At 46.1% G+C, this 25099-nt stretch carries 24 protein-coding genes; 4 read left to right on the top strand and 20 right to left on the bottom strand.

All coding sequences use genetic code 11. From position 1 onward, the window contains the following. Positions 1–28 precede the first annotated feature (28 nt). Positions 29–2749, bottom strand: coding sequence for a cation-transporting P-type ATPase (locus J2W69_RS19600; RefSeq protein ID WP_310281711.1), 2721 nt, complete (start codon positions 2747–2749; stop codon positions 29–31). 418 nt (positions 2750–3167) lie between these two features. Next, positions 3168–3296: a hypothetical protein gene (locus tag J2W69_RS19595; RefSeq protein WP_310281708.1), complete on the bottom strand. Its 129-nt coding sequence runs from the start codon at positions 3294–3296 to the stop codon at positions 3168–3170. Positions 3297–3810: 514 nt separating this feature from the next. Here J2W69_RS19595 and J2W69_RS19590 point away from each other — a divergent pair. The 4 genes from J2W69_RS19590 to J2W69_RS19575 all read left to right on the top strand — a co-directional run bounded on the left by J2W69_RS19590 (position 3811) and on the right by J2W69_RS19575 (position 11375). Further along, positions 3811–6240: a catalase gene (locus J2W69_RS19590; protein WP_310281706.1), complete on the top strand. Its 2430-nt coding sequence runs from the start codon at positions 3811–3813 to the stop codon at positions 6238–6240. A gap of 69 nt (positions 6241–6309) precedes the next feature. Then, entirely contained in the window at positions 6310–6930 is a 621-nt protein-coding gene (locus J2W69_RS19585) for a hypothetical protein (RefSeq protein ID WP_310281703.1), read from the top strand. Positions 6931–7038: 108 nt separating this feature from the next. Further along, on the top strand, positions 7039–8157 hold the full coding sequence (locus tag J2W69_RS19580; protein WP_310281700.1) for a hypothetical protein: 1119 nt from the start codon (positions 7039–7041) through the stop codon (positions 8155–8157). Positions 8158–8672: 515 nt separating this feature from the next. After that, positions 8673–11375, top strand: a complete 2703-nt coding sequence (locus tag J2W69_RS19575) for a TonB-dependent receptor (protein WP_310281698.1) — start codon at positions 8673–8675, stop codon at positions 11373–11375. 143 nt (positions 11376–11518) lie between these two features. Here J2W69_RS19575 and J2W69_RS19570 read toward each other — a convergent pair whose 3' ends face one another. The 18 genes from J2W69_RS19570 to J2W69_RS19485 form a co-directional block, all read right to left on the bottom strand. After that, positions 11519–11806, bottom strand: coding sequence for a type II toxin-antitoxin system RelE family toxin (locus J2W69_RS19570; protein ID WP_310281695.1), 288 nt, complete (start codon positions 11804–11806; stop codon positions 11519–11521). Next, positions 11796–12047, bottom strand: coding sequence for a type II toxin-antitoxin system Phd/YefM family antitoxin (locus tag J2W69_RS19565; protein ID WP_310281692.1), 252 nt, complete (start codon positions 12045–12047; stop codon positions 11796–11798). Before J2W69_RS19565 ends, J2W69_RS19570 begins: the two co-directional genes overlap by 11 nt. A 273-nt stretch (positions 12048–12320) precedes the next feature. Continuing rightward, positions 12321–13595 carry an amidohydrolase family protein gene (locus J2W69_RS19560; RefSeq protein WP_310281688.1) on the bottom strand — a complete coding sequence of 425 codons (1275 nt, stop codon included), beginning with the start codon at positions 13593–13595 and terminating at the stop codon, positions 12321–12323. Between the two features lie 290 nt (positions 13596–13885). Further along, positions 13886–14419: a GNAT family N-acetyltransferase gene (locus J2W69_RS19555; protein WP_310281685.1), complete on the bottom strand. Its 534-nt coding sequence runs from the start codon at positions 14417–14419 to the stop codon at positions 13886–13888. A gap of 75 nt (positions 14420–14494) precedes the next feature. Further along, positions 14495–15340: a sulfurtransferase gene (locus J2W69_RS19550; RefSeq protein ID WP_310281682.1), complete on the bottom strand. Its 846-nt coding sequence runs from the start codon at positions 15338–15340 to the stop codon at positions 14495–14497. Positions 15341–15607: 267 nt separating this feature from the next. Beyond that, positions 15608–17068: an aminoacyl-histidine dipeptidase gene (locus tag J2W69_RS19545; protein WP_310281680.1), complete on the bottom strand. Its 1461-nt coding sequence runs from the start codon at positions 17066–17068 to the stop codon at positions 15608–15610. Between the two features lie 376 nt (positions 17069–17444). After that, positions 17445–17984, bottom strand: a complete 540-nt coding sequence (locus tag J2W69_RS19540; RefSeq protein ID WP_310281676.1) for a GrpB family protein — start codon at positions 17982–17984, stop codon at positions 17445–17447. Positions 17985–18434: 450 nt separating this feature from the next. Beyond that, positions 18435–18878, bottom strand: coding sequence for a hypothetical protein (locus J2W69_RS19535; protein ID WP_310281673.1), 444 nt, complete (start codon positions 18876–18878; stop codon positions 18435–18437). 140 nt (positions 18879–19018) lie between these two features. Next, a complete protein-coding gene (locus tag J2W69_RS19530; RefSeq protein ID WP_310281670.1) occupies positions 19019–19375 on the bottom strand; it encodes a hypothetical protein in 357 nt (118 codons plus the stop codon). 59 nt (positions 19376–19434) lie between these two features. Next, positions 19435–19653 carry a DUF6500 family protein gene (locus J2W69_RS19525; protein ID WP_310281665.1) on the bottom strand — a complete coding sequence of 73 codons (219 nt, stop codon included), beginning with the start codon at positions 19651–19653 and terminating at the stop codon, positions 19435–19437. 66 nt (positions 19654–19719) lie between these two features. Continuing rightward, complete coding sequence (locus J2W69_RS19520; RefSeq protein WP_310281663.1) at positions 19720–19926, bottom strand: hypothetical protein; 207 nt, start codon at positions 19924–19926, stop codon at positions 19720–19722. A gap of 222 nt (positions 19927–20148) precedes the next feature. Beyond that, positions 20149–20649, bottom strand: a complete 501-nt coding sequence (locus J2W69_RS19515) for a hypothetical protein (RefSeq protein ID WP_310281660.1) — start codon at positions 20647–20649, stop codon at positions 20149–20151. 50 nt (positions 20650–20699) lie between these two features. Next, positions 20700–21797, bottom strand: a complete 1098-nt coding sequence (locus tag J2W69_RS19510; protein ID WP_310281657.1) for a serine hydrolase domain-containing protein — start codon at positions 21795–21797, stop codon at positions 20700–20702. 47 nt (positions 21798–21844) lie between these two features. Then, positions 21845–22156, bottom strand: a complete 312-nt coding sequence (locus J2W69_RS19505) for an energy transducer TonB (RefSeq protein WP_310281654.1) — start codon at positions 22154–22156, stop codon at positions 21845–21847. A gap of 116 nt (positions 22157–22272) precedes the next feature. Beyond that, positions 22273–22551: a hypothetical protein gene (locus tag J2W69_RS19500; RefSeq protein WP_310281650.1), complete on the bottom strand. Its 279-nt coding sequence runs from the start codon at positions 22549–22551 to the stop codon at positions 22273–22275. Positions 22552–22630: 79 nt separating this feature from the next. Then, complete coding sequence (locus tag J2W69_RS19495; protein ID WP_310281648.1) at positions 22631–23419, bottom strand: tetratricopeptide repeat protein; 789 nt, start codon at positions 23417–23419, stop codon at positions 22631–22633. Positions 23420–23940: 521 nt separating this feature from the next. After that, positions 23941–24642: a DUF4328 domain-containing protein gene (locus J2W69_RS19490; RefSeq protein ID WP_310281646.1), complete on the bottom strand. Its 702-nt coding sequence runs from the start codon at positions 24640–24642 to the stop codon at positions 23941–23943. Positions 24643–24734: 92 nt separating this feature from the next. After that, entirely contained in the window at positions 24735–24953 is a 219-nt protein-coding gene (locus J2W69_RS19485) for a hypothetical protein (RefSeq protein ID WP_310281644.1), read from the bottom strand. Positions 24954–25099 lie beyond the last annotated feature (146 nt).

The following is a 25099-nucleotide window of genomic DNA, read 5'->3' as shown; positions in this document are numbered from 1 at the left end:
CCAGTGCAAAATGCTGATAGCTAAGCTGTCAGTGATTATTTAACTTAGAACGAATAGCAAAACGGATCTGCTTTTCAGTCTCCACAATGGCAAACAAGGCTACACCTATGGCAAATACCAATACGCCGTCCCAAAACGGCACAGATTCTGTAGCAAACACTGTTTGCAGTGCTGGCAGATAGGTAATGGCAAACTGCGCTGCAGTCACTGCAATCACCACCATCCATACCACTTTTGTGCCACGTATTGCCTTCCACGTCAACGAAGTGCCGTAGATATTTCTGATAAAAAACAGATGGAAAATCTCCATAGCAACCAGGGTGTTAAGCGCTAAAGTTCCAGCCAGTTCCATAGAATAACCTCTTTCCAGAGCGAAATAATAAATACCGTAAACACCAGCTAAGAACAGCAATGAGACAAAAATGATGTGCCATATCAGTTCAGCGCTTAACAAAGGCTCACTGCGCGGACGGGGCGGCCGGCGCATGGTATGGTCTTCAGTAGGCTCGAAAGCTAATGCAATGCCCAAAGTAATGGCTGTAACAAGATTGATCCACAGGATCTGTACCGGAGTGATGGGCAAGGCTATACCTAAAAGCAAAGCCACAATAATCACCATGGCTTCACCTGCATTGGTCGGCAGAGTCCAGCTAATCACTTTTTTCAGATTGGCATACACAGTGCGGCCTTCACGGACAGCTGCAACAATGGAAGCAAAATTGTCATCGGCAAGCACCAGCTCTGCCGCTTCTTTGGCCGCTTCAGAACCTTTAAGCCCCATCGCAATACCTGCGTCAGCGCGCTTTAATGCAGGTGCATCATTAACGCCATCTCCTGTCATGGCCACCGTCATATCATGCGCTTGCAAGGCGGTCACCAGCCGTAGTTTATGCTCAGGACTGGTGCGGGCGAAAATATCACAGTCAAGAACACTGGCACTGAGCGCCTGATCGTCCATCGCGTCCAAATCAGCACCTGTCAGCACTTTGTCCGGATTTTGCAGGCCAATTTGGCGGCCAATGGCTGCTGCTGTTTTCGCATGGTCGCCGGTAATCATTTTGACCCGGATCCCTGCTTCATAGCACTCTGCTATGGCGGTAATAGCTTCAGGTCGCGGCGGGTCGCTCATTCCTGCCATGCCCAGCAAAGTAAGCGAAGCTTCCACATCCTGATGCTGCAACACTTTATGTTCTGCTGGCATTGCCTTCAGTGCAAAAGCCAGCAGCCGTTGCCCCTTCGCCGCTATAGCTTCAGCTTGTTGCTGCCAATAGTCGCTATCAAGAGCTTGCTCTGTACCATCGATGCCCATTTGCTGCTGACACATACTCAGAATACGTTCCGGCGCACCTTTCACAAAGACAAAAGCATTTTGGTTTTGGTCATGATTTAAAGTTGCCATAAAACGATATTGGGCATCAAAGGGAATGGCATCAGTGCGAGTCCAGTCCTTTTGTCCTTTGCGAAGCTCCATGCCCATTTTGCCGGCGAAAGCAAGCAAGGCCCCTTCCATTGGATCACCTTCTGCCTGCCATTGACCGTCTTTTTCATGCAATGCAGCATCATTACAAAGTGCGGCCGCCCTGGCGAGTTGGTCCAATACCCCATAGTCAGCAGGGGAAACATGGCTGTCGTCCAGCGACAACATACCTTCGGGCTTATACCCTTCACCTTCAAGGCTAAACAAGTGCTCTGAAGTCAGGACCGAAGTCACCAGCATTTCATTGCGGGTTAAAGTTCCTGTTTTATCTGAACAAATCACCGAAACAGCCCCCAGTGTTTCGATGGCTGGCAGTCGCCGCACTATCACCTGTCGTCTTGCCATAGCTTGCACACCAACGGCCAGAGTAATAGTAAGTATGGCGGGTAAACCTTCAGGAATAGCAGCAACGGACAAACCGACCACAGCCATAAACAAATCCGCGAAAGCAGTGTTGGCAACAAAATAACCATAAAGCAGCAAAATCGCCGCAATACAGAGGATCAGCACTGTCAGCCACTTTGCAAAGACACTCATCTGTTTAACCAAAGGAGTGCTCAGCGTTTCCACTTCTGATAAAAGGTGACTGATCCGTCCTATCTCCGTATTTCCAGCCGTGGCCACCACAACACCCTTGCCCTGACCTGCAACCACCAGAGTTCCGGAAAATGCCATGCAGAGACGATCACCAAGAGCTGCATCTGCTGCCACTGCTTTTGTCTGCTTTTGCACAGGCACAGACTCACCTGTCAGAATAGCTTCCTGTACTGACATACCATGGACACTGAGCAAACGTAAATCGGCAGGCACCTTATCACCAGCCTCCAGCAGTACTATGTCACCTGGCACCAGCTTTTCACCCTCAATACTGGCACGATCGCCACCTCGAATGACATTGGCACGAGGCGCAAGCATCTGACGAATCGCATCCATTGCCTTTTCTGCTTTACCTTCCTGAATGAAGCCCATAATGGCGTTAGCAACCACAACCGCCAGAATAACCCCGGTATCAATCCAATGCCCCAGTACTGCGGTAATAAAGGCAGAACCAAGCAAAACATAAATGAGAATATTGTGAAAATGCAGCAGGAAACTAATCAATACACTGCGTTTTTCCGCTTCAGGTAAGCGATTAGGCCCATTTTTTTCAAGACGCGCTTGCGCCTCTTGCTCCTCCAAACCTGAAGTGGAGCTCTTCAATTCTTCCAGCGACGACTCCACAGGCTCACTATGCCAACTGGTTTTCTGCTTATCCAATTCTGATGTTTGCATTTTTTTCCCTGCCTTGTGTTGCACTCTGAACTGATGCAACTGGTTGTGAGTGATAGCTCTTTAAGTGTGCCAGCTTCATATCAGCTATATCCCGATCTGACAAAGGAGAACAACTTTGTTAATGGATGTGGACGCCGCTCAATTTGTGCGCGTAATAAGCCAGCTCCCAGCATGCTGTAGGTAATACCATTGCATTGCCGCCATAAGCCAGGGCAAATAAAGATAAAGCCGTGACGACTGCCACAATAAAGTAGTGGCCGACCAGCCGGGTTGAGCTGGATCAACAGGGTCCCTGATATAAGTAAAGCTGCTGCGATTGTGTGGCACTTTCTGTTCTGGCCAGTACGGCGTCATCACCAATAGCAATCACCCGATGTTTCGCCTTAATCAGCATGCGGATGCGAAGCCTGTTCATTCGCTAGCAAGCGACCTGTAGCAGCCGCCCCCCCCCTACCACATCGCAGCTTAAATCGGCATCAAGCTGCGGGAACACATGCATCAAACCATTTTTGATGGCCCAATACGGATAACCACTTTTTAAATCCACAGCTCACTCCTTATGCTGAACAGAAAATATAGTGAAACCAGTTCAGGCCTCAAAGCAGATCCTTTTGTTGGGTTTTGTCTTGCTCAGTGCCAATGCTTTGTATCACCCGGGATCCGGTTTCTGTTGAACACGACACTTCAAGACCAACCAGCATAGAGCCGCATGCGACCAGGGCCGGTAAATTTAAAAACTCACCCTTCATAGCTGTTATATACCCAAGTGACCTCAAGATGCGAGTTTCAGAGCATCTTGAGGTTACTTGGGTATAAAACTTCAGATACAACACAACCGCTGATTTACAACCAGCCTGAGTGATACAGGCTATAGCGTCGGTGCGTTGCCACACTCAGGACAAAATCGGAACAGACAAGCCTGATCAAGGCCACAGCCGAGCTGCAGAACAAGAGTTCGTTATCGAACAGACATCACCTGCCTGTGGCGTAAGAATCGATACAGCTTAGCGCTTCCAGCGGCAGCTTTTTATCTGCCGTCCACATCTCACCGGAGAACAATGATGACGAAGAATAAAAAGCCAGATAAGTCGTCGCAGCTGAAAAACAAAGATGCCCTATCAATAGCCACAGCTCCTGCACATCAGGCTGTACTGAAAACAAACGATATAGTGGCAGAGCAAGCCAGCGCCACAGATTCGCTGGTAAGCAGCCAGCCCTATAACAGCAATAAAGCCCTCGAATACGGTCACGACAACGCTTTAACGCCGCCGCCCGGCGCTACTGCAGTGCCACGATCCATTACTTTGACCGCAAGCACTGCGACAGAAGATACAGGTACAACCAAAACCGGTAGCGCAGTGCGCCCCGGCACTAATCCAACAGTAGCATCGCTGAACAGAGTTCGGGTTGATGCAAGTGACCGACCTTTAACTACCAATCAGGGTGTTCGTATCAGCGACAACCAGAACAGCCTGAAAGCCGGTTTGCGTGGGCCAAGCTTGCTGGAAGATTTTATTCTGCGGGAAAAAATCACCCATTTTGACCACGAGCGGATCCCGGAACGCATAGTCCATGCCCGGGGTTCTGGTGCACATGGTTACTTCAAAGCCTATGACGCGCTTGGCAAATACACCAGCGCAGCACCTTTCGCCGAAGAAGGTAAAATCACCCCGGTTTTTGTACGCTTTTCGACGGTCGCAGGCGAACGGGGTTCTAAAGATACAGCTCGTGATGTGCGTGGTTTTGCCGTGAAATTTTATAGCGACGAAGGCAATTGGGACCTGGTGGGTAACAATATGCCGGTGTTTTTTATTCAGGATGCGATGAAGTTTCCTGATCTGGTGCACGCCGTCAAACCAGAACCCCATCACGGTATGCCTCAGGCTGCATCGGCGCACGACACCTTCTGGGATTTTGTCTCTTTGATGCCTGAATCTACCCATATGCTGATGTGGCTGATGTCAGACCGCGCTCTACCGCGCAGTTATCGCATGATGCAAGGTTTTGGCGTTCATACCTTCAGGTTGGTAAACGAGCAAGGCCAATCCATATTCTGTAAGTTTCACTGGAAACCACTACAAGGCACTCATGCGCTGCTTTGGGATGAGGCAGTAAAAATATCAGGGGCTGATCCCGACTTTCATCGCCGTGATTTGTGGGAAGCCATAGAGTCTGGAGAGTTTCCGGAATGGGAGCTGGGTCTGCAGTTATTCACAGAAGAACAAGCCGCAGGCTTTAGTTTTGATGTGCTTGATGCCACCAAGCTGATCCCTGAAGAATTAGTACCAGTTCTGCCCGTCGGACTGATGGTGCTGAATCGTAACCCTGATAACTTCTTCGCTGAAACCGAACAGGTTGCGTTTTGTACAGCCCATGTCATTCCCGGCATAGATTTTTCCAATGATCCGCTGCTTGCAGGCCGGATCCATTCCTATGTAGATACCCAAATCAGCCGTCTTGGCGGCGCTAACTTTCATGAAATTCCAATCAACTCGCCACTTGCCTCAGTGCAAAATAACCAACGTGATGGCATGCACAGGCAAGCGCTCAATCGTGGCCGGGTTGCGTATGAGCCGAATTCATTGGCAGGTGGTTGCCCTTTTCAGGCTGGCGCCAGTCAATCAGCCGTCAGCCAGGCCGGTAACGGCGGTTTTATGCCCTTTCCTGACAGGGTCAGCGAAGACAAAGTACGGGGCAAACCAGAAAAGTTTGCTGAACATTACCTGCAAGCCACCTTGTTTTTTAACAGCCAGACTGCGGTTGAAAAAGCCCATATTACCGATGCATTTCGCTTTGAACTGAGCAAAGTGGCTGTTCCTGCCATTCGCAGTCGCATGCTGTCTTCTCTGGTTAATGTATGCCCTGAATTAGCCGCTGAAGTAGCAGCTGGTCTGGGTATGGATCTGCCAGACGCCATGCCTAAAGCCATTCTTGAACCGCAATTGCCTGAAGTCACAGTGTCAGCGGCCTTATCTATGATGGCGTTGCCGGGTGAATGTGGTGTTCGCACCCGTCAGGTAGCCATTCTGATCGAGGAAGGAATTCAGTACAGCTCGTTGCTGCGCCTTTATGACGCGCTGACAGAAGCTGGCGCCGTGGTTCATTTTGTCGGACCGCGCATAGGCATATTTACCTGCGCTTCAGGCGAAAAAGTAGAAGCAGACCGCTCATTGGAAAACTCTCCGGCCGTGCTGTTTGATGCTGCTGTATTGCCCGATGGCAACGAAGCAATCCGGGCACTCGCCACCAATAAGCATACGCTCGGATTTATCAAGGATTTGTACCAGCACTGCAAAACCATCCTTGCCTTGGGTGACGGCCGGGAACTGCTTGATAGAGCAGGCGTAGGGCCTGGTGTGGAGGAAAACGAGGGCATTCTGATGGCAGACAACAGCAGTTTGGCCGCCATAGTGCCGGAATTCATTCATGCAGTGGCAGCTCATCGTCATCCATCCCGGGATCCTGCAACTAAAGATCCAGCAAGCAAATAACCCCATCTGTGTGCGAGCTCTTTGCACAGCCTGCCACTGCTTCAAGTGGTGTTACCAAAGGATAAAACGATGAAAAAAACACCTTATATCAAAAAACAACTGCACGAGCTGCTGCATCAGGCGCTTGAGACAGAGCGCGGAGGTATAAAAATCTACGAAACCGCACTGTTATGTGCACAAAACAAGGAGTTAAAAGCGGAATGGCAAGAGTATCTGGAACAAACTCTCAGCCACGAACAAGCGCTGGTGGATGTGTTTGGTGAACTTGGGCTGGACCCCGACACCAGAACTCCTGGCCGTGAAGTGGTTGCTCACATTGGCGATTCTCTGGTGAAAGCCATGCTGATAGCCAAAGCAAAAGACAGCGCTGCCGCAGCGCAACTGGTGGCTTGTGAATGCGTGGTGTTGGCCGAAACCAAAGATCATCAAAACTGGGAGCTGATTGGGCATCTGGCAAAACACGGCCAGGGTGAAGAAACAGCTGCGCTTTTGGCTGCATTTGAGCTGGTAGAGCAGGATGAACACCATCATTTGTATCACACCAAAGGTTTTCTGCGCGAATTGTGGATTGAGTCCCTGGGTTTGCCAGCCATTCTGCCGCCTCCGGAAGAAGTTAAAAAAGTAGAAACCGCCATAGGCGCGGCGCGGGCGGAACATCAGCGCGACAGTATGCTGAAGTCTCAACACTAATGAATACCACAAAGAGAACGTTCAAAGAAAGGGATGCAGCCAACATAGATGCCAGCGCGCTCACATACCTTACGACCTTATTGATCAATAACAGCAATGGAGATTCTTATGTCATACATTAACCAGAGTTTGGACCCGGTGAGAGAACAACACGCTCCCTCACACCTTGTTGATAGATCTGCAGGCAACCAGAGCGCAGTGTCATGGGCAGCGATTTTTGCCGGAGCTGCCGGAGCTGCCGCTTTGTCATTGTTACTGATGATCCTTGGCACAGGGCTTGGTTTCTCCGCTGTGTCGCCATGGAGTATGGAAGGTATCAGTGCCACCAGCTTTGGTGTGGCAGCTATCGTCTGGTTAAGTTTTACCCAGTTGGCTGCATCCGGTATGGGGGGCTATTTAGCCGGCCGTTTGCGTACCAAATGGACAGACTTGCACACAGATGAAGTGTACTTCCGCGATACTGCCCACGGTTTTCTTACCTGGGCCGTCGCATCACTGCTGACAGCGGTGATCATGACATCTGTCGTCAGCGCAGTTGGCAGTGGTATGCGTGCCAGCGCTGAAATGGTGGGCGGGGCAGCAGGTGCTGTAGCCGGAACAGCTGCAGGTTCAGCTGCCACTATGGCAGCCAGTGAAGATGGTTCTGGCGACAACAAAAATGCTCTGGGCTATTTTGTCGATTCATTATTCCGTGCTGATGCACAAAGCTCCACTGAACGCATCACCCCACAGGCAAACCAACCTTCGCCTGATGTTCTGGCTGGACGAGTCGCATCACAGACAAATGAACTGACTCCGGAAGCTCAGGCACAAGGAACTACAGCACCGGCAAATGAACCTGCTCCACAAGTACAGACTGAAAGAACAGCATCACGCAGCAACGGATCGGATCAGGGTATTCGTGACATTCCTGCTGGAGAAGTGACACGGATATTTGCCCGAGCCTTATACGCAGGCGAGTTACCAGAAGAAGATCAAAGCTATATAGCTCAATTGATCGCACAGCAGACGGATCTGAGCCAGCAGGATGCTGAGCAACGTGTATCAGAGGGCTTTGATAAAGTAAAAACTATGCTGAAAAACGCCGAAACTACAGCTCGTGAAACTGCAGATGAAGCCCGCAAAGCATCAGCTTATGCCGCACTCTGGATGGCTGTAGCCCTGCTGTTTGGCGCATTTATCGCAAGCCTGATGGCGGTTTACGGTGGTCGTCAACGTGATGCTTAAATCACATTCACTCGATTAAAAGGAGATTGTTATGCGTTCAGTATTACTCTGGTTTCTTGGGATCCCAATTCCCATCATTATCTTAATCGCCATACTCTTTTAGAGCACGCGACTCCCTTTACCAGAGTGCCTGGTGCTATCTGGTAAAGGTTTTTTATCCTTTGGATCTATACCAGTCCTGCCTGATGCTTGCAGCTTTAGTATCAGGCAGGACTGATCTCAAGCTCAGCGTCATACCAGCCCTAATAACTTAAACTCAGTGTTTATTTTTCATATGTTGCTCTTTAACTTGAAAAAATCAACTATTTGGCTAGCCTTACACAAAGATGGCCAAAGAATTATGTAGTGGCTTAATCCCCCCTACACTCTCACAAAATACTCAAGCCAGGGACAGCACTCTATTACATGTTTTTGCGTTCTGAATCAGCGCAGCACAAATGCTACCCTAAAGCTCTGAGGAACAGGCAATGCCATACAAGTTGAAACAAGCTGGATCCATCAGGACCATCAGATCCATGATGATTAGCGCTGTTTTGCTGGGGACCAGTTCTGTTTACGCTCAAACTCCTGAGCAAACAACAGAAGACCCCGAAGATTTTTTCTCCATGAGCCTGGAAGAACTACTAAAAGTTGAAGTCATAGGAATACGTGGTGTTATTACCCACTCCGTATTGGCAAAACGTAGTGCAGTGGGCGTCACTGACACCATTTTCGCCGAAGATTTTAATAAATTCCCTGATCTGAATATCGCCGAATCCATACAGCGAATTCCCGGCATTACGCTCAACCGCAATAGGGGTGAAGGCGATCAAATTAATATTCGGGGACTGTCTCCCGAGTTTACCCGGGTCGAAGTGCTGGGCATGACCAGCAGTACCAGCCAGACAAATCGTGATTTCAGATTTGATCTCTTCCCTTCAGAGCTGTTTAACGAAGTGGTTATTCATAAATCCGCTTCAGCAGATTTAACCGAAGGCGGATTAGCGGCTTTGTTACAAATGGACACGCCAAAACCACTGAATGTAAAGATTGATGAGCAAAACAATGGCCTGAAAGCGTCAGTTTCTCTGCTTGGGCTCTATACAGAACTGACTGAAAATACCAAACCCAGAACTGCGCTGCAGGTGGCGAAAAACTGGCATAACAAAGTAGGTGTTGCTTTTGGTCTGGCTTATGCCGGATCAGAGAATGTGTCACACCGTGCTGATACATCGAATTGGAACCAGCCCATGAGTGCGCGTATGGCCGCTGCAGATCGGGCAGGATTGACCGCCGAACAGTTGACAGCCTGGTTACCCCGCACCCCTCGTTATGTAGTGGACGATTCACAGCGGGAGCGGCTGGGATCCACTTTTACTTTCCAGTATCAACTCTCAGATGAGATGGCACTGAGTTACGATGCGCTTTACGTCAACCTGAAAGAAGATCATCAACTGATCAAAAACGATGTAGAAGTTGAAAGTAATATAGGCGTTGCCACACAGCTGGTGGTCGAAGACGGCATAGTGACAGCCGGCACTTTTAACAAAATTGCGCCCAGAGTCACCAATGAACTTTTTGCAGCTGAAGACGAAATCACTCAGCATGTGCTGGGTCTGAAAGGTGAGCTCAACAGCAACTGGGCATTTAAAACACAGCTGGCGTATTCAGCTGCAAAGCAACAGTTAAACAGGGCATTACATGGTTTTTCAGCAACCCAAAGCTCTATCGGCAATAGCGACAGCGGCGATTTAGGCGGCGATATTGCGATTAACCTGCAGCATATGGGCAAACTGGTGCATTTTACTCCGGCAGAAGCCAATTTCAGTTTCAACGATATAAATGATTATGAGTATCTGGTGTATATCTTTGCCGATAGCATCAATAAAGATAATAACTGGTCAGCCCGTTTTGATCTGGAATACAGCCTGCAAAATCAGACGACACTGGAGTTTGGTGTACGCTACGCCGAGCGCACTAAATCACGTACTGAAGCCCGAGGCAGTGTGGGTGCAGGTGACAGAGTGGGAGGTGGGAGTTTTCCTGATTTAAATGCGGCTGGCCTTGCAAGCCTGATTGACTACAAAGGCCCTGGGCCAGTGAACCAGATTATCAGAGTAAATCTGCATCAAAGCGACTTACTGATGCGCCCTCTGTTTCCTGACAACTTTATGCAGCCCCATCCTATGTCCTCTTTTGAAGTCGATGAGCAAACGCTGGCGGCTTATCTGAAAGCGAATTTCGAAAGCCAGATCTTTGATGACTTGCCTCTGTTTGGTAATGCAGGTTTACGGGTGGTGCGAACTACTTCTGCCGCAAGCGGTACCATTGAAGACACCAGCGGTGGCGCGTCCAATATGCCCACGACCATTGACAATGATTACACTAAGCTGTTGCCAAGCTTTAACCTCAAACTTGATGCCACGCAAGACCTGGTGTTTCGCACTGCATTTTACAGAACTCTGGCGCGCCCCAGCCTGACCGACATGTCACCAGCCGTCAGAGTAGACTTGGGAACTCAGGTTGGATCTGCAGGCAACCCCGAAATCCAGCCTTTTACCGCATGGAATGCTGACCTTGCTGCTGAGTGGTATTTTGGCGTCGCTGAAGACGCGGGCTTAGCCTCCATCACTTTGTCCTATAAAGATATTGAGTCTCTGGTGGAAAATATTACAGAAGACGTCACCTTAATCACTTGCCCACAAATTGGCTGCAGTGGCACAACCCCACCTGGTCCCAGAGTATTCCAGATCACCAGACCAGTGAACGGCAATAAGGCATCGGTTGCCAGTATAGAGTTGGCGCTGCAGTCCAACTTTAGTTTTTTACCTGCCCCCTTTAACAACCTCGGGGGCATACTCAATTACACCTCAACAGACAGCAGTGCAAGCTTTACCGATGTTGATGATGTGCGATCAATACAGCTGCCCGGCTTATCCAGAAATAGCCTGAATGCCGTACTCTACTACCAGCACAATGATGATTTTGAAGCACGTTTAGCTTATGCATGGAGAGACAAATACATCCGCGAATTACGTAATCCGGCCATGTGGAGAGACGCTTATGCTCAGTTAGATTTTTCAGCCAGTTATAACTATGGTCAGTTCAGTTTCCAATTTGAAGTGTTAAATCTGACCGATTCGCAAGTATTCGAATTTGCCGACAACAACCCGGCTTTACCTACCCGCTATGGTAACTGGGGCCGCAAATTTGTGTTTGGAGTACGTTATAGCCTGTAGGGGTATGGCAACAGAAAGCCAGTTTGGAGAAGATATTTGTATCCCTAAAACGGCTCACAATAATTTCCATTTGATCAGAATGGCAACCGCTGCGGGAACACCAAACAACAGAAGGAAAATGGGAAGCTATGTTATTCAGCGTGTTAACTTTTGCGGGTTGCCAGCGCTTTATATACTGCATCTTTCTCGCGCTTACCAACTGCCAATACATACACCACAACTTCATCTTCAAAAACTTCATAAGCCAGCCGATAGCCTGCTGTGCGCAGTTTAATTTTGTAAACAGAGTCGTAGCCACGTAACTTCGCTGACAGCACATGAGGGTTCTCTAAACGTTCAGCTAGTTTTTTTTTGAATTGCGCCTTAATTGGGGGCGCTAGTTTTTCCCATTCTTTTAATGCAAGCGACAGGAATTTTAGCTTATAGGTCATCTATGCTTACTTCCACCGCATCAGAAAGCCCATCTCGCCTACTTTCAACCAATTGCGATAACTCGTAATCATCCAGCATATCCATTAACCATTCGTAGGTTTCAGCCGGAACAAGGTAAGCCGTAGGCTTGTTGTGGTTAAGAATCGCAATGGCGGCGCCGTTAGCTTCGTTAAGTAATGCTGTTGGGTTTTTTTTTAACTCTGAAATACTGGCTGAGCAACCTGCCAAAACCTGCCTCATAAAAAATCTCACTTTAAACACTAAATTAAGGTCTGATTTTAGACCAATATATTAGTCAACACCAGCTTTGAGTTGGCAACATAAAGTTCAAAGCTGATGCGCACTGCCAGGCTTCGGCTGCCTTTGCTTGTTTATTATGTACCCTTTACTTTATCAGGCTCATACCAGATCCCATACTTGTCAGATGGTTTAAGTTCAGGGTGCACATTGTTACACAATGACCACTGTTGACAGTGGCCACAGAGTAAGGCGAGTTCATTCAGAAAAATACTTTTAATTGATGAGTTTAGCTTTATGCACAACAGCAAAAATCTTTTGGCTGTTGCGAATATCCTCAATAGGTGAGCTATCCAGAATCACCAGACTGGCCTCTGCACCGGCTTGTAAGCCTGCTGGTTTTCCCAGAAACTGCCTTGCAGCACTGGTGGCACTGGCCAGCGCTTGCCAGGTGGTTAGTCCTGAGGCAACAAACTTTTCCATTTCTCTATGCACAGTAAAACCTTGTAAAGTGCCATAGTTGCCTGCGTCAGTACCGCTCAATAACAACACATCAGCCGCCACCAGATGTTTCATCGACAAGTAATATTTTTCAGTTCTTTGTTTGGCTTGTTGCTTTTGTTCGGGCGTCATATCACTGGCTGCTTTTTGATAACCTTGAATAATACGGGGCGCTGCTAATTGTTTGGCAAGAGCAGATTGCAGCACATCGGAGAACATAAACTCATATTCATCGGTATCACAGGCGAGAGTGGGAATAACAACCACTTTATTGGCTGCCAGCCTTTGCGCCAATTCAGCAGTGATCGCTGCATCATCCGGCAAGTGAGTGATAGCATCAGCACCAGCAGCTATAGCACTGTCGATATCAGCCAAAGTATGAATATGCACTATGGTTTTTATACCCTGCTTTTTCGCTTCATCCACAGAGGCTTTAAGGAAAACAGGGGAAAGCGATGGCAAGCTGCCACCTATAGTACTGACCAGCTTAATCACATCGGCTTGTTTAGCGGCTAACTCAGCAATATGTTGCTTAGCTTCATCTTCGCTGGCAATGGTCCGGGTTTTACCAAATTGCGAGCAGTGCCCGCCTGGCGCGGTTAAACAAGACAAGCTGGTATAAATATCAGCACCAGCTATTAACCCCTGTTGTTGCAGCCGTCTGTGTTCAAACAGCTGCTCTTCATTGCCAAATAAATCAACAAACCCCGTCACTCCGGCATGCAACACCACTTGAGCTGTGGTGCCTGGCCCCATAATTTCGCTTTGAGCATTTGGGCCACGATTGCCAAAAGCATGAGTGTGCATATCAATCAGCCCCGGGATCACAAACTTGCCGCTGATATCCAGTTGTTGCCCGGCAAAGTTTGCCGGAACACTATCCAATCTGGCGATAATGCCGGTTTCATCCAGCAGCAGATGTTGTTTGCTGATGCTCTGATCACTGGGATCCAATAATGTGCCATTGGTCAGAAGTAGCTGCCCGGCAACGACGGGTAATACTGAAACACAATAAATACAGAGGAGAAATGCAAGTTTTATCAGGTTCATACGGCACCTCCATGTGCCGTACCCTGACTGGCAGCCTGCGGCTGTGAAAATTGTCTATCCTGCCAATTTTTCATACGGCACCTCCATGTGCCTTACCCTGAAGCGCAGCCTGCGGCTGTGAAAATTGTCTATCCTGCCAATTTTTCATTCTTAATCCCTTAATTCAAAAGTCTTTTGTGGAAAAAAGTGTTGCTCAGCGGCCCACAAATGAGCCACTAAACTTTGTTTACACCACTTAGTCGTAGCAAAAAGGGAAAAGGTTTGAATGTGCTGTAAATTTAAGGCATTAGCTACAGAGTTTTATTGATGCTTTGCCAGCGGCCCTTTTTAAGTTCATAGTATTTGTATTCTCGTTCAGCAACAACATCATCACTTACATACTTAAAGCCACTTTTTGTGATCACCTTGCCTGAGGCTGGGTTTTCACTGAGGTGCCTTGCATCAATACAAGACAAACCGTAGTGGTTAAAACCGAACTCAAGGATCCGCATAGACGCTTCTGTGCAATAACCTTGTCCCCAATAAGGCAAGCCAATCCAATACCCAAGGTTCCCGCTCTGCCCTGAAATTTGTGTAATACTGACAGCGCCTATAAGTTCGCCGGATTCCCGGATCACAATAGCAAATACGACCGCAGCTCTGTTTTTACACCAGGCATCATGCAACCCAATCCATCCCTCTGCCATACCATCCAGATAAGGATGAGGTATGTTTTCTGTCATATCGGCAATTATTTTTTCACCGGCAAGCAGTTGAACTCTTTGCGCATCTTCAGCTTTAAAAGGCCTTAGAATTAATCTCTCTGTCTCTAATGTCGGTATCATTGTTGTCCTCAGCTATATCTGTCCACTGGTTCATCTGACGCTGGTACCTGCTGGTAATCACATGCGTTTGTCAGCTTAGCGTTCAACAGGCAAAACACTGTTACTTCCCCAGTCAGACCATGAGCCATCGTACAAAATCAGCTGACTGTAACTGTAACCCGCGACAACAGCAGCCAGCAAGGTAATGCATGCGGTGATACCAGAACCACAAGAAAATACGAGCCTTGTGTTATTGCTTCCGGCCAGATTTAAGAAAATCTCAGATAACTGTTCAGGGCTTTTAAAACAATGCCCATTCAACACCTCTGGAAACGGCAAGTTTAAAGCACCAGGAATATGACCACTGCGCACACCTGCCCTTGGTTCCGGAGCTAATCCCAAGAATCGCTCTTTCGAGCGCGCATCAATGAGAGTCAGCTGTCCACCTGCTCTTTTGTCCATGATGTAATTGGAGTCGCATATAAAATCTGACTGAAGCTTTCCATTCATCTGACCTGGTACTGGTTCATCGACAGATAAACCCGATACCACCGCCCTTTTTTCGGACAACCATTGAGGTAAACCGCCATCCAGCACAAAGCTATTTTTACAGCCCATTGCCTGAAAAATCCACCAGGCCCGTGGCGCTGAATACATGCCCTGATTGTCATAAAAAACAACGATACTTTCAGCATCTATACCAAGCCGCTGAGCCTGCCGCGTGAATTGCTCTGCCACAGGAAAGGCGTGAACTTGCGTAGAGGTTAAATCACACAATGATGTTTCTAAATCAATATGCTGGCTATTTGGTATAAAAAGTGGCCTGTCATATTCAATGGCTTTTTTACCCACCACTTTACTCATACTTACATCAATAAGCACAAGCTGCTGATTGTTTATATTGGCTTCAAGCCAAGGGGTTGTGACAAGAGGGAATTCCATTTTTTCTCCTGAGTAAAATGACAAGGCAACGCAGCAGCTGAGGCATAACCAGCCCGGTATTTAAGCGCACATCCTGTATTCATTGGCAGTGAAACTACTGAGAAGAACCAGAAAATACACTAGTTTAGTGGCTCAGGCATGTAAAACCCGGAAATAATACAGCAACTTTGCCTGACAATGCCGCTGTATATTTTTGCAGCAAACCCGTTTGCAGACAGAAAAAAGCCCCGAAACCGGGGCCTTTATTCTGATGACTGATTTGCAGAGTTAAGCACGCTCAGGAATACGCTCCAGCACAGCCAGCAACAATTCCCAGTACTGACCTACTGTAGTGATATTCACCATTTCATCCGGACCATGTGGAAAACGAATGGTAGGGCCTATCGACACCATATCCATATCCGGATAAGGTTTTTTAAACAAACCACACTCTAAACCGGCATGGATCACCATAATGACCGGCGCTTTGTTATAAATATCCTGATAGGTGTCGCGCACTATCGCCATCACTGGTGAATCCGGGTTCGGTTTCCAGCCAGGGTATGCACCACTGAACTTCACCTCTGCGCCAGCTAATAACGCCAGTGAACTTAACATGCTTTCAACCTGTTCACGGCCACTGTCTATTAATGAACGGATTAAACAGAGCACCTGAATGCTGTTTGTTTTGGTGCTGATCACGCCCATATTTAATGAGGTTTCAGTCACGCCTTCTACTTCATCACTCATCCGCATCACGCCGTTAGGGCAGATATTGAGTAAGTGAACCAATGTAGTTTGAGTCTCCGCAGTCAGTACCTGAGCCGGCGTAACCACCTCGGCCAGACTGAGTTTTAATGCTGGCTCAACCGCTGCTAACTCAAACTGCAACAAAGCTTCAAATTTTGCCACCACTTGTTGCAACTGGCTCAGTTTTGCCGAAGGAACAGTCAGCGTGACTGTTGCTTCACGAGGTATCGCATTACGCAACGAACCACCGCTAAAGCTGGCGATGGCCAATTCCAGTTCTGTTGTATTGTCCGCTAAAAAACGCGCCAACAGTTTATTGGCATTACCACGGCCCAGATGAATATTCACACCTGAGTGGCCACCTTTTAAGCCTGTTACACTTAAATCAAAAGCGATAACGCCAGTGGCTGCAGCCTGCCATTTCACAGGCACAGCAAATTCAGCATCCACGCCGCCGGCGCAACCCATATAAATTTCGCCTTCCTGTTCAGAGTCGGTATTGATCAGAATTTCGGCATCCAGCATGCCAGATTCCACACCAAAGGCACCTGTCATACCTGCTTCTTCGTCTATGGTCAGCAGCACTTCCAAAGGACCATGTTTAATCTCGTCACTACCTAAAATAGCTAAGGCTGAGGCCATGCCTATACCGTTGTCGGCACCTAATGTTGTGCCTCTGGCTTTTACCCAGTCACCGTCGACATAAGCATCAATAGGATCTGTAGTGAAATCATGCTTTTTGTCAGCATTTTTCTGCGGAACCATATCCAGGTGCGCCTGGATCACTACCACTTTACGGTTTTCAAAACCTGGGGTGGCAGGCTTCTTAATGATCAGGTTGCCCACTTTGTCTTCAACAACAGTTAAGCCTTTGTCACGCGCCCAGTGTTGAATATGCTGGCTTAACGCCTGCTCGTGTTTCGACGGGTGCGGAATAGCACAAATTTGTTCAAACCATTGCCACAACGGCTGCGGGTATAACGATGATAATGCTGACACAACAACTCCTGATCCAGACAGTCCACTAAAAACGCCGGCATTTTAACATAAAGCACTGCTGGAGCAGCGCTGTAAGCTTTGAGTCACCTCTGCTGCAAAAGGACAATAATGTAAAGGTACTGTGTCAGGATTAGTATCCACTTCAGATAAGCAGAATGAACCGTTTTCTCAGCGCAGAATCAAACATGATCCCAGGTCCACAACTGATGAAACTAAATGACAATTTCACTCAACTGACAAAGCTCCGTCTCATTAAAAAAGTTTCTGAGAACGACATAGCCCCTTTTTCGTAGCCATTGAACCTTGGGAACATCAATCGCAGTCACCTGAACAGGGAGCAATCAAACCCGCTTTCCCTTGTAACACTTAAACAGTGTTAAGTTGCACTTTCCAACGCCTGCCTTATAAAATCGCCCTTAGCCGCAGTATATGCCTCTCTGTCCAGCTTAAAGTCGTTGGACCACAACAGCTTATTTTTCTCATACCTTTGCGCCAATTCAGTATCAGCGCGAAGTTTATCCCGAAATGCCAGCCGTAGCTTCCATTCCTGACTACCACAGACCACAAGGTGAAGATGGTGCGTTCTGCGACCTTCGGCGTACCGCATCAGCCAACGTCGGCCTACTAATAACGCGTTGAATTCCATTGATGTTGCATAGTTCGCCCGGCACAAAGGGGCTATTAATGCATCAGCAACAGCCATCGAATCAACTCCGCCCAGGATATCAATGATCGGCTTTGCCGAAAGACCATACACAGCTGTACTACCTATATGCTCAATAGCCAAAAAATCATCTGAAAATAAATGAAAAAGCCGGTCTCGCTCAGCTTCAAACATGGACGGCCATTTTTCGTTGTACGGGAAGAGTGTCACCTCCTCTACAATAGCTTTTTCAAGCGATTCAACTTCATCCATCATGAGATCCCTAAACCTGAAGCCCCATAAACACTACCTACCCATTAGCGGTTAATAAAACCAGCAATAAAGAATTCAACTTTCCCGCATGATTTACAGCCATACATATCTAAGTTTTCTTTATTAACGAAGAATTCGCCCAGGTCACCTAAAACGCCCCAACGTGTGCCTTCGTGAAAACCTTTAGTGCCTAAAAAAGTTAAAGCTTACTTGCACCGGACACAATCAGGACTGATATCCCGCAAGGATTGAGCTGGCACAACCTGACCTTTTTCACAATTACAGTTCCAACAGACTTCAAATTCATCATCATCAATAGTGGTATTACAATGTTGGCATTGCCACGACATGCGTTTTTTCCTTAAATTTTGCCTCGCTACAACTCCCCTCTGACCAGCAGAGCCGCAAAGCCAGGTGCTACAGCTGCAGGTTAACCAGCCTCACCCTGGGTCAGCTATTTTTTCTGCTGAACTCAGGCCAGCGCTGGTAAGTGCCTGTAGCATAAAAAGTACCAATAATTAAACAGATGGCTGAACTGACCAGCCAAAATGTCAGACTGTTTTCCGGGAACATTGGCATTAAAGCCACAAAAGAAAAACCACGGATCAGGAAGATACCGCTAATAAGACACAAGGCCAGTCGTAACAATGGCAATGGCTTGATAAGCCCAGCACCAGAGAGTCCATAAATCGACCATAACCCCAAAATAACAACAATGACTGAAGTAACTGCTGCAGGATACCAATGCCCGGCTTCAGCCATTTGTGCCATTTGTTCTCCGGCACCAAAAAACCTGTACCAGTCTACACCAAAAACAATACAGCCCAGATGAGCTAAAGCTGCAACAGCACTAAATACTGCGGCTGCGCCAAGAAACTTATTATAAGTACGCACTTTTTCTCCTTGAATGCATAACGCGCTGATGGCTGGCGCCACAGCAGCTATACCCATGACATGACAGCAATAAAACGAAAAATACAACCATACATCTCATAGATGTACTCTGAACAATGAATGTAAAACTAAGCAGGCTGTCAGCCGACAACTGCACTGCACAGTGTTAATGCACTGATGATAAAAAAAACTAACCAGGACAAATGTTTACCTTTTGTATAGAAGCCAGACAAAACCCCACTCAGCGCAAAAACAAGGCTGACAGTTAATAAAACTGCAGTCGAGTCAGGCTTTAGCATAAGCAATGCGGCAAAACCAAACCAGGCCAAAGTTGTGATATGCCAGGCAAATCGAAGTGTTCCTTTGGTAAATTGATCACTGCCAAAAAGATGTGGCAGGTTATCCCGCTTAAACAGGCGGCTCAGAATATAACGCTCTCCAAGAATCGAATGCACCAATCCACACAACACAAGTAATAACGACGCAATAATCAGCACTATATTTCCTTATAGGCTTAAGCCTGAATTGAACGCGACAACAGGCAGGCGCTGCCTGACTAAAGCCCCGCTTCAACCATAGTTTTAATTTTATTCGCTTTCTCAAAGTGATTGAGCTTATGGGTTTTTATCCACCAGGTTGCAGCTTCCATAAGAAGATCCGGATCATCATTTTTGTTGGCAAAAAACGCATAAAACGAGACACCAACGGACTCCCCCTTGCTCAGTATTTTACTGGCGCATACTCTGGCAATTTTCTCTCTCAGTTCATCTCTCATCTGTTTGCTCCATTGCCTGTGAACCTTTGGCAGACCTGACATTTGTATAAAATAAAAAGGTTTTGTTTAGTCTTCGTCATCCTTGATGTCTTTCACTACTTCTTTTGTCTCTTTGCCAATAGCCTTGACGGTATCCCTTGAAGCATGTCCAATTTTTTTGGTGACATCCCTCGTGGTATGGCCTATGGTTTTGCCCGTTTCTTTTATGCTGGCACAGGATGCCAGCAAAGATACAGCCACAAAACAGAGGATAATTTTCATTAGATTATTCAATTTATACTCCTGATCCTAAATTCTATAAACCTGGTCACTCCCAGAAAACAGCTACAAGAATCAACACAAGTCGTCTATCCTTCGCTCAGTTGCTTCCCGGAATATTAAGGTCTTAAACAAACACAATTAATTTGTATCTGGCAAAAACATTACAGTGTAGTGGCCATGAACAGTTCTATTCAATCGTACTCTTCGTTGACAATTCAATGCTCAGAGTTCACTTCAGCTATTGATTATATATCCACTTTCAATTTTTCTTTTTTTAATCACATATTTAATATGCCACTCCAATTGTAAGTCAGCTGCGTTTTTGGATTTAAAGATCAAAACCAACGTGCTGTTGTCCGCCGCCTCACAACCTACCTCTAAATTGATGCTAAGTGATTTTGTTCCCGCAAAACTGTCACGGATACTCACATCGGTGAGCGATATTTCCTTGAATTCATTTGTTCGCAAATATGCCCGATACAAGGTCAGGTAATTATCAAAGCCAATATTAATTCTTTGGGTTTCTTTTATATTAGGTAATGGAATAATAGGAGGCAGAGGAATTAACGGCGACACCATAAATCCATCTGCTATGTCACCACAATAAGAAGAAGGTAAAAAAGAAAATTCATTTTCATGCGAAGCTGTGAATTGAAGGTACTGCTGCCTGCTCATCACTGAGGCTGCACACCCTTGAATTAAGAAGCAAACACACATTATCAAAAATATCTTCATACATTCCTCATGGCACTTATTACTATTTTAACCACGACGACCAGCATTCATTAGTCAGATAACCTATCTGGCTGATTTTCACTTTGCATAATTGGCAAAATATGATTTCGGCTAAGGCTGTGGTGTGTTGCATTTGCATACTTAGTGTTGTGCGCATTAAGCAATAACACGACCAATAAATCACGCCCCGGAACAAATTGAATTAAAGCAGTGTAACCAAACTCTGTACTGCCACCCATTTGAATGACTGATTCGCCCTGAATATCAAGTAGGGAAAAGCTGCCCAATAACCATTTTTCATTGGCTTGGGTAAAGCTCAGATTAGATGTGGTGTCGGGAAACAGAGCTCCTTGTTTCAGCGCGACAAACCAAGCGGCTAAATCATCCACTGACGTTACCATACCACCAGCGCCTCTAAGCGCCCAGGTTAAACTTTTTTCATAGGTTGTTTTTCCCTGATCATCACCGCCATATCCACGAGCCAGCTTATTGACCGGGATAGTTGAGTCCTGATAAAAACCAGTGTCAGCCAGTTTTAACGGACTCAGCAGATGTTCATGAACATACTGTTGAAAGCTTTGACCTGTTATTTTCTCCACTATGACGGCCAACAGCGTATAGGCTGCATTTGAATACGCAATCTTTTCGCCAGGTACAGCAATCAATGGCATGGATAAAATTCTGCGTTCGGCCTCTGTTTTATCCATCAGTTCAAAATCAGAATCGTTATGAAAGTTATCCAGCCCACCTGAATGACCCAACAGCTGCTCAATGGTGACAGGTTTTATAGCATCGGCAGCTTCAGGATAAAAATCTCCGACCCTGGTGGACAGCTGCAATCTTTTAGTGGCAACAAGCTGAAGTACTGCAGTGGCGGTGAATGTTTTAGCAATAGATCCCATATCCGAGACAGTAGTAACACAGTTGTTTACCCGAAGTTGTCTGTCTGCACAGCCGTAAGCGGCCTTAAATACGACGCTGTTGTTCTGAGCAATAAGTACCTGCCCAGCAAAAGTGCCCGCCTTGTGTTCACGCTGAAGTTCATCAGCCAAAGCAGTAACCACTTGGTTATTTGTCTGAATGACTGGTGCTGTGTCCGTCGTGCAATCAGGTGTGCCACTGCAGCCAGAAACTGCCAATAACAACAAAAAAACGCTCCATCTATATAGAAGTTGCGGCGTATTCGTTGGTATCACTATTCAAGATCCCAGTCTAATTGCACTTCAGCTCCCGTTTCTGTCACTGCAACACCATTTACTATTTTTGGCTTGTATTTCCATTTTGATAATGCACAGATGGCCGGTGCATCAAAAACACCTTCTGGTTCAGATTTTATCACCTTGATATTCACTGGCTTGCCTTCGGTACTTATATCAAATCCTAATCGAACGAAGCCTTCTATACCTTGCCTAGCAGCTGAAACAGGGTAACCGCTATCACATGCTGCTAAATCAGTGACAAAGGCACCACCACTGAGAAGGACAAGGGTAAGTAAACATATTTTCATTATTCAAAATCCTTTTTGGAAACGAATGCGCCTGCAAAGGTGAGCGGGTTATTGTAAGTACAGCGCACTGAGTCAGCTATTTTAATGGCGCCGCAGGCCAAAAATGCTACCTATGCTCAGGCACTTTGCTTACCATCAGTTAATGATTTTAAAATCTCAACTGACAGATTTTCAATGCTGTAGCCGGGGAAAAAACTCTGCCAAAACTTAGGCACTTTGTTTGATAACATCACTATCGCTGCATCGCTATTTTTTGCACAAATCACGACAGATTTTTGCCCCATAGTTTGTCCGTTATGCCAGGCAAAATCACCAAGCCCTTCATGACTGGAAAGCATCCAAGCCAGTCCAATATCATCACATTTGGGGTAGTTAAAAGCGGCTGACTCCGGCAAGGAGCCGGTAACAGTTGGTTAAAATATTCAGAAAAGCGAAATACGAACCAACTGTTACGAATCCGGTTTTAGTAGCGAGCTAGCCATTACTGCGCATATTTTTTAATTTTAAATACATTTCTTCGAACGCAGCTTTTTTCTCAGGAAATCGCGTCATTCCATCTTCAAATACCGCTATCGCAGCGTCCCGGTCTCTTAAATTAATAAAACAATGACCTTTGTAATAGAGAGCCGTGAAATTATTTGGCTCGATATTTAGCGACTTATCGAAATACTTTATAGCTGCTTCATTGTCTCCTATATCCATGTATGCAAATGCAATGTTATCGATGGCTTCGACAAACATTGGGAATAAATCAACTGCTTCAGAATATAACTTAATCGCCTCATTAAATTTAGATTGCTGACTAAAAGAATATGCTTCTTTGTATTTCGCATTAGCTGCTGAAATTAAGTCATCTACGTTTTGATTTGTTACTTCAGCGTAGCGTTGAAAATCAGTTTGTTTTAGATATTCAAAGAAACCTTCGAGCTCATTATTCGTCACAGTAGAATTCCCAAGCAACTCCCATGACTGTTTAAAACCATCAGCATCGACAGGTGCATGGTGTATTTTTATTAGTACATTATTTAAATTACTCAAACTTGGTTTTTCTTTACTCTCTTCAAAAAATACCGCGTGCAATGTAACTTGATTATTTTCAGATTTATCAACCTCCAATATTTTAACCGTCTTCCATAAAATCTCTTTTTTTACTAACACATCACCAGCAACCAATTGATGCTCTTGAACTATTGAATGCGCTTGTGATGAAATCAGAGTACCGACAAAGGCAATAATTGAAGAGATTAATTTAGATTTACGCATAATTTTCCTTTATTGTGTATGCCAGCCACAAGGGCGAGTCGCTTGTTTCGAGTTCAACGCCCACAGGACTTATATGTACTAAAGTTTGTTAGGTGTTACTAATTTTATCATTAGCGCAATCAGGAAGAATAGTTACCCACGTCGCTTTTACGAAGATTTTTATCAGAATCGAAGACAATCCCCACCGGATTGAATGCTTTTAATAAAATAAATAGCGTCTTTACCGCAGCAAAAAGCAACAAAGTAAACAATCCAGCCAAGTTAAATAATTGATTGGTTATAAACTGGTCAAACCATATAAAAAAGATACCCAATAGTGCTTCACTCACACCTGCTGTTTAACCAACAGGTAAGTAATTTCATCAGAAAACACCAAACTAGCTGTCATGGCATGCTCCAGATCGGCAATTCACAATACCTTAGAGAATAAACTTTGATGTATCTATGTCAGTCCGATGACATCACGCGCTAACTGTATTGTGTTCAAAAAGCCAAGCTCTCCAAAAACCTATAACCCCGTATCAATCCACAATCTCAGCGGTTGGCAGAATTTGGTGGTTAGCACTGTGATGACGAGCGGTCTGCATGGTATAAACCCTGTTTACTATGGCCAAAAAAACCAATGCCAGAGGAATATCTAATGCTTCTGATACTTGATTGAGACTATTGACTGTTATTAGCTCTGACAGCTCTTCTGCCCGCATAGACAGCCTGAGAATTACCTGGTCAAGAAAACTGGACACCAGCCACAGCCCCCACCACAGTGGCAGAATACCGCTTGTTTTTTGTGACGCTTGATTAGAAGGTTCTTTGCTCGCCCCCCATATTTCTTTCATTGCCTGATAAGGCTTCCACAATGTCAGAATTGGAATGAAATAGTAACCTATGGACCAACCCGGTGAGAATTTCATATTCTCCGCTCCCAGTTGTCTGGCATTGTGGTTTGCTCTATGGATCCATCGCAATATCAGAAATCCAGAGACGACAAACACCATAAGATCGATGATGGCGATTAGTCTTTGGCGTTGATCATTTGCCTCCCCGTCAGCTACGGCTTGCTCTTGAGAGGTATAAACCCCATTTTGGTAATCAGCCAGTAATTGGTGCTCCAAATTGCCAGAGACGAATGAGACCACTGCCACAATGATTTGAGCGTAAAGCATATATCGAACCCAAGTGGTTAAGCTTGTTGGGTCTCTGAAATACTTTTCCTTGACTGACAAAATGTAATCTCCTTTTAAATACGGCTATAAACACAGGGCCGGGAAACACAGAGGGCATTGCCAGGCGAAGGCTTAAACTGACGAGTTTTGTGTTATGTACCATTTTTTTTTGATAAAAAACTTATCACGTTTAAGCGTTTTTTTTCATAGTGTTCACTGCCTTTATCGGTATGAATCGTTGAGCTGCAGCTGCTTACCTCAAGGCCCCGTTTTGTCTGAATTGCAAATACAGCATACTGAGTCTTATTTTTGAAATGAACATCACAAGTACTGGCTCCAATTCTGGTTGTGACTTTAATTTCTGAACTCATGCTTCCTTTAGCTTCAAGTCACCTGGTTGACCTGTGAGTAGCTAAACCAACCTGATCTGATCCGGCAACACTGGACACGCCACTAAGCTACTTTCTTTAATTCATAGTTTTCTGGGCTGAGATAGCCAATAGCACTATGCCTTCTG

Source organism: Rheinheimera soli, assembly GCF_031457405.1.
GTDB lineage: Bacteria > Pseudomonadota > Gammaproteobacteria > Enterobacterales > Alteromonadaceae > Pararheinheimera > Pararheinheimera soli_A.
This window is presented reverse-complemented; position numbering and strand designations above follow the sequence as displayed.

Coding starts and splice junctions, on each gene's coding strand:
- J2W69_RS19600 (WP_310281711.1), bottom strand. CDS start 2,749: ATGCAAACATCAGAATTGGATAAGCAGAAAACCAGTTGGCATAGTGAG.
- J2W69_RS19590 (WP_310281706.1), top strand. CDS start 3,811: ATGACGAAGAATAAAAAGCCAGATAAGTCGTCGCAGCTGAAAAACAAA.
- J2W69_RS19585 (WP_310281703.1), top strand. CDS start 6,310: ATGAAAAAAACACCTTATATCAAAAAACAACTGCACGAGCTGCTGCAT.
- J2W69_RS19580 (WP_310281700.1), top strand. CDS start 7,039: ATGTCATACATTAACCAGAGTTTGGACCCGGTGAGAGAACAACACGCT.
- J2W69_RS19575 (WP_310281698.1), top strand. CDS start 8,673: ATGATGATTAGCGCTGTTTTGCTGGGGACCAGTTCTGTTTACGCTCAA.
- J2W69_RS19570 (WP_310281695.1), bottom strand. CDS start 11,806: ATGACCTATAAGCTAAAATTCCTGTCGCTTGCATTAAAAGAATGGGAA.
- J2W69_RS19565 (WP_310281692.1), bottom strand. CDS start 12,047: ATGAGGCAGGTTTTGGCAGGTTGCTCAGCCAGTATTTCAGAGTTAAAA.
- J2W69_RS19560 (WP_310281688.1), bottom strand. CDS start 13,595: ATGAACCTGATAAAACTTGCATTTCTCCTCTGTATTTATTGTGTTTCA.
- J2W69_RS19555 (WP_310281685.1), bottom strand. CDS start 14,419: ATGATACCGACATTAGAGACAGAGAGATTAATTCTAAGGCCTTTTAAA.
- J2W69_RS19550 (WP_310281682.1), bottom strand. CDS start 15,340: ATGGAATTCCCTCTTGTCACAACCCCTTGGCTTGAAGCCAATATAAAC.
- J2W69_RS19540 (WP_310281676.1), bottom strand. CDS start 17,984: ATGGATGAAGTTGAATCGCTTGAAAAAGCTATTGTAGAGGAGGTGACA.
- J2W69_RS19525 (WP_310281665.1), bottom strand. CDS start 19,653: ATGAGAGATGAACTGAGAGAGAAAATTGCCAGAGTATGCGCCAGTAAA.
- J2W69_RS19515 (WP_310281660.1), bottom strand. CDS start 20,649: ATGAAGATATTTTTGATAATGTGTGTTTGCTTCTTAATTCAAGGGTGT.
- J2W69_RS19505 (WP_310281654.1), bottom strand. CDS start 22,156: ATGAAAATATGTTTACTTACCCTTGTCCTTCTCAGTGGTGGTGCCTTT.
- J2W69_RS19495 (WP_310281648.1), bottom strand. CDS start 23,419: ATGCGTAAATCTAAATTAATCTCTTCAATTATTGCCTTTGTCGGTACT.
- J2W69_RS19485 (WP_310281644.1), bottom strand. CDS start 24,953: ATGAGTTCAGAAATTAAAGTCACAACCAGAATTGGAGCCAGTACTTGT.